The sequence below is a fragment of the Rhodopirellula maiorica SM1 genome (assembly GCF_000346295.1).
Classification (GTDB): Bacteria; Planctomycetota; Planctomycetia; order Pirellulales; family Pirellulaceae; genus Novipirellula; species Novipirellula maiorica.
In genome coordinates, this window is record NZ_ANOG01000516.1 from 1 (window position 1) to 4,368 (window position 4,368).

A 4,368-nucleotide genomic window follows, 5' to 3' on the forward strand; every position below is an offset into this window, starting at 1 on the left:
GGGAGGCTTAGCAGCACGCCCCCGGAGATTCGGAAATCGCCTCTGGTGAAAACAGCAATGGCGGGAAGGCTTCGCGATTGGGCCCGGTTGCTCTTGCCTGCTTCAATTAAAAAATCTAGCGTCCAATCGCTATAGTCCTCTTATAGCCACACTCAACCAATGGAAAATCGATGGCTACCAGCGTGATTTGGGTACGACATTTTGGCGTTATCGTTGTGACAGCGATTTTGGTTGCAGGTGACATGCCCCTGCTTAGTGCTGATGACGGCCAGACACGATCATGGCTAACGATTTCGCAAGACTTGCAAGAACGCCCGAACGACGAGAAGCTGCTACGTGAGTTTCTCGCAGCTACACGATCTAGAAAAGTCCAATCGGAAAAAAGCGTCGACCAAATGTTGCAGATTGGCGATCGTGCGACTCATCAATACGCGCTGCACAGACTTTTGACAATCAAGAACGAGATAGAAACAGTAGAATTGCGATTGGGAATACAAAAGCTCAACAGAAAACTTGATGCCTCAGACAACCTTTCGCCGCTTGAGCGTCATCAACTGATCGAAGATTTGGAAACGAAGAAAAGTGAATTGGTAAACGCGTTCAATAGAAAGAATGCGTTAGACAAGCAGTACATGCTACTAGAGCGTGTCCAGCGAATTCTTCCTAAATTGGAGAGGAAGAGACAAGAACGTCTTGAGCAGTGGAACCGCAATAAACGCCGACCTCGTCTTCCTATACAGAAAGACGTTCCGTTGATTTAGGAACCGTTCGGGAATACGTTCATCACTTCCTGAACAGAGCACGTAGTGAAACTGGCCGTGAGTTTCATCGCGGATCGGCGGGAGCAGGCGGCACCGGAGTCAGCGACGTCGCGTGATAATCGTCGCACCAGATTTTCCGACTGTTGCTTCCTCGTTGCTTTATCCATACGCCGAACTGCCCTGTCGACCCCCGCAGCGATCGTTCGTGGTTGCCCAGGACTTCGAGCGACCAGTCAGCAGGCTCCTGCTGCCCTGCCGGCCATAACTTGGCGCGTAAGTCCGTCCCTCGCTCACGAGATTCGACTTGAAACCGCAACCAATAGGTCGCACCGGACGCAATCGCTTGCTCCGAACCCAGGGCCGTAAAGACGGCATCCTGACCATCCACTTGTCGAAAAATCTCCAGGGTGCGGCTCGAACCCACTCCCACGCGAACACCATAGAACGATTCCGGGTTTGACTCACTGCGACGAGCGAACAAGCCGACTAACGGCAAATTCGAGCTGATGCGGAACTTGACCCGTTGATCGACATTTTCGGAAACCACATCCTTTGGATGCGCTAACGCCAGGCCCGCCTTTCCTGCGGACTGGAACAGCAGTTCGCCATCATCAACCTGAACATGAAGCTTGGCATCGGAGGGAAAGGCAATCGTCCAGCTGGATGGCTTTGCTTGATAACCAGTGAAGTTTTCGACCAACGTTTTTTGCAGCAGGCGTTTTCCGTTTGCAGGACGATCGGATTCATCCGAAGCTGGGACCGTCATGCGTGCATTCCATTGCGAGATCCTCTCACCTTCCTGATCCGCGCGTCGCAGCTCGAACGTCCGTCCGTCAAGAGGCTCAACCGTAATCAATGAATCTGGGTGAAGGTTGTCACTGAGCAGGAAGGGTTGCGAATCGTCCAGAACACGGCACGCGACGACGTCGACCCAGTCGCGTTTCGCTTTGCTTGGCGGACCGTCGTACGTGAACGCCACCGCTGCCTCGGTCACTCCGGTGAAGGTGCAGTTTTCGACCCAGGTGGCCTGCTGAGGATCGGGTTGATGCTTTACGAATTCCAGAGCGTATTTGGACAGGCCCGCTCCATTGACGGTCAAGTTCTCGAATGCCAACTGCCGACTGGACGCAGAGACCGCGTGGATTTGCACACCCGCGTGCCCGTTTCCATAAATCACCGCGTCTCGATAGACATACGAGTTGTTGTACGCACCATGTTCCAGACCATTGTCGGCGTTGTGGTACGCGACGAACTTCTCAACCAAATGCCGCTGGTCATTGTTTTGCCACGTGAACAGCCCGTCACATTTGTTGTTATGCGACACGTTTCGGTGAAACCGCCACACCGTGTTGCTTCCATCGCCCTCGCTTCCAGAATTTTCGGGCCACAGAAACCCGCTGGCGTCGTTATTACCCTGAACGCCGAACGCCACGCAATCGACGACTTCGTTTCCATTGCCATGTCGCAAGTTGAAACCCGCCAAACGATAGCCCCGGAAGGCAGGATCATCTTGAATACGCGAAGCCACGCAGCGGTCGAAAAGCACGTCGTGCGTCTGGTTGCCTTTGCCGGGGTCCCACCAGTAGGCATCTTCCCAGGTGTTGTGACTAATACAGCCTTGCAAGGTGATGCCATGACTCCAATGCGGCACGAAGGCGTGGTTGCCACAATCGCGGATCACAACGTTTTCGACGATCGAGCCCCGACTTCCGTCTTGACTGTGGTGAAAATGGAGAGCGTAGCGGCCCAGCACACCATCGGTGTAGTCGCCCTTCTTTTGCCGCGGCCCCATGTGTCGCAGTTCAACATTCTTGAGAGTCTGCGGTCGCTTGACCATGAATATCGTGTGTGCCCTTCCGGTTTCGGTGCCTTGCAGCAACACGTTACGGGTGAGATTCAGCACTTCCGCTGTCCATTGATCGTTGACCTGCGGGTGATCGAAACGAAGCGGAGCATCGAGTGTGACCGTTGTTCCGTTGATCGCGGTAATGTTGGCGCTGTCATATCCGTTCCAGGATGCCTCGCCAATGTTGGGTGAAAGAGTCGGCGCGATCTCCAGCTGATCGCCGATCCGCCATCCTGTTGCATCTTTGACTTCGAGTGTCTTCTGCCCCGCTTTGTAGCCACGTTGAAGATGAGTCCAGGGAGTTTTTCTCGCTCCCACGGCATCCAACAATCCATCACGCATCACCCAGAGGCCCACGTCCGATTCGAGCATTCGCATTCCGCCGCCAACGTACTTCGCTTCGTCGATGTTCGTGAAAGTGATCACGTGCCGCATGTTGGGAGACGCGGGTGCGAGGGTCAACTTGCCCAGCAGGAGCAGGTTTCCCTGCATCGAGAATTCTAACGATTGCTTTGGATCAAACCGCAGCGAACCTTCGATCCGAACCGCCCCGAATGCGGCTGAGTTCGACTTATCAAATACGATGGCATGATCCGCTTGGACAAGGATTGTGTCACCAGACTGTGGGACCCGTTTGTTCGTCCAGGTGTCCGAGTCCGACCAGAGACCGCTTTGTTGCGTCCGACACTCAGCAGATTCAAGTTGCGAACACGCAACAACGCCAATAAAGAGAACGATAAAACTCGGTAAGACGAAACGGGATAGCATCTCTACGGACCTTCATTCTCGACGATGTGCTGCTCAAAGCTTTGTACATAGCTATTGCACCGATTCTACTTGGCAGCGAAGACGATGTACACTTGCAGGAGTTGGATACGGCCTTGTGAAGGCTGCAACGGTTGTGAAGGCTGCGCACCGGATCCAGTTCCCTGGCGCCAACTACCACGTCGTCACCCGTGGTGAGGGACGCCGCAAGCTGTTTCACGATCAAGGCCACTATGAGAGTTGGGGCCTAGGTTTGGTCTATCGAGCGTGGACAGTGCATCGAATCTGGTCCGCCGACCGGAATGGCGATACAAAGAGTCCTCGCGGTGGCGTGATGATGCCGCAAATATTGAACGACAACTACACCTGAACACCGAACACAAGGCCTAACACCGGCGAAGCCTTCGCATGTCTCAGGCGACAGAGGATGCACACAGAAAACTTAAAAAGGCGGAGTCACCTGTGTCTTACTATTTCTACCTTCATCTTTTGTCAACCATTTTTTTGCCCGTGTTTGATCATGATCAGAGGCATCGTTTTTTTCGTGCTCATGCTCGTCATCGAAAAAGGGGGCATGCATGAGCTCTGGTGGCAGCTGCGTGGCTACGTGAATCCGGTGGCACCCCGGCCCCACATCAATGCACTACAATGGACGCGATGGTGACCCCTGGGACGCCTCGCGGAGTTGCTGAGGGTGGATGGTCAACGCTCCGGTCGCCATGATTTCTTCCGTTAACCCAGCAAGGTCATGCAACCGATGCAACACCCACGTATGGCAGTCCGACTGTTTGCTTTCACCATCGGCGGACTTATCTGTGTTTCCGCCCCAAAAGTCTCCGCCCAACAAGAACAGTCGTTCCTCGATAAACACTATATTATCGATCCGATACGCGTCTTTTACACAACAGCGGGCAAAGATGCAGTGCCGCTTGCTGACATCGATCGTTCGGGCGTGCCTGATCGCGTGGAAGATATCGCGAAACAGGTCTGGGCAGC

4 protein-coding genes are annotated in these 4,368 nt (G+C 53.9%); 3 read left to right on the top strand and 1 reads right to left on the bottom strand.

Annotation, left to right across the window (positions count from 1 at the left end; all coding sequences use genetic code 11):
• Window positions 1-170: 170 nt before the first annotated feature.
• Complete coding sequence (locus RMSM_RS16515; protein ID WP_008698471.1) at window positions 171-761, top strand: hypothetical protein; 591 nt, start codon at window positions 171-173, stop codon at window positions 759-761.
• 64 nt (window positions 762-825) lie between these two features.
• Here the strand turns inward: RMSM_RS16515 and RMSM_RS16520 are convergent, their stop codons facing one another.
• Complete coding sequence (locus RMSM_RS16520; protein WP_040767490.1) at window positions 826-3,375, bottom strand: G8 domain-containing protein; 2,550 nt, start codon at window positions 3,373-3,375, stop codon at window positions 826-828.
• 115 nt (window positions 3,376-3,490) lie between these two features.
• Here RMSM_RS16520 and RMSM_RS16525 point away from each other — a divergent pair, with 115 nt between their 5' ends.
• The gene (locus tag RMSM_RS16525; protein ID WP_008698475.1) at window positions 3,491-3,742 is read left to right on the top strand and encodes a hypothetical protein; all 252 of its coding nucleotides are present in this window, start codon (window positions 3,491-3,493) and stop codon (window positions 3,740-3,742) included.
• A 402-nt stretch (window positions 3,743-4,144) separates the two neighbouring features.
• On the top strand, window positions 4,145-4,368 hold a 224-nt coding region (locus RMSM_RS42675; protein ID WP_236622172.1), incomplete at its 3' end, for a hypothetical protein.

Bases quoted from the DNA above. Each gene is read 5' to 3' on its own strand.
- RMSM_RS16515 (WP_008698471.1), top strand. From the start codon at position 171: ATGGCTACCAGCGTGATTTGGGTACGACATTTTGGCGTTATCGTTGTG.
- RMSM_RS16520 (WP_040767490.1), bottom strand. From the start codon at position 3,375: ATGCTATCCCGTTTCGTCTTACCGAGTTTTATCGTTCTCTTTATTGGC.